We start from the raw sequence: 506 nt of genomic DNA on the forward strand, positions 1-506 counted from the left end.
GAGGAAGCCGAGGCCGCACTGCGGGGGACGTGATTTGTTGCTCATCGCTTGGCGGGCTACAGCCCGCGATGATTTGGCGCAAATCATCCGTTACATCGCTTTCGAGAATCCACCGGCAGCCCGGCGTATGAAACGCCTACTGGAAGAGTCCATTCTTCCAGCCGCTGAACACCCGTACTTGTACCGACAGAGTGAGCGCGTCCCGGGCATGCGCGAGATTGTGGCCCATCCTAACTACATCGTTTTCTATCGCGTTGCAGCGACTTGCATTGAGATCGTAAATGTAGTTCATGCTCGCCGAGAATTTCCTTGATCACTTCCTGAACGAATCTGCCGCGTCGGACGAAACGCTTTCCGCCCGGTTTCCGCTTTTACCGATAGGATTCCCAGACTTCCGCCGCCTTGATTTGGCCACGGTGACGCAGCCACTGGCCGGGCCAACTGTTCCCATGCTTGCCGTGTAATTCCCGTATCTGCGCGATATCCTCCTTGCCGGAAGCACCGAC

General features: G+C 56.9%; 1 protein-coding gene. It reads left to right on the top strand.

All coding sequences use genetic code 11. The features are described from left to right. Nucleotides 1–34 precede the first annotated feature (34 nt). The gene (locus IV91_RS0114445; RefSeq protein WP_031599534.1) at nucleotides 35–313 is read left to right on the top strand and encodes a type II toxin-antitoxin system RelE/ParE family toxin; all 279 of its coding nucleotides are present in this window, start codon (nucleotides 35–37) and stop codon (nucleotides 311–313) included. Nucleotides 314–506: the final 193 nt, after the last annotated feature.

The sequence above is a fragment of the Ferrovum myxofaciens genome, assembly GCF_000735045.1.
GTDB lineage: Bacteria > Pseudomonadota > Gammaproteobacteria > Burkholderiales > Ferrovaceae > Ferrovum > Ferrovum myxofaciens.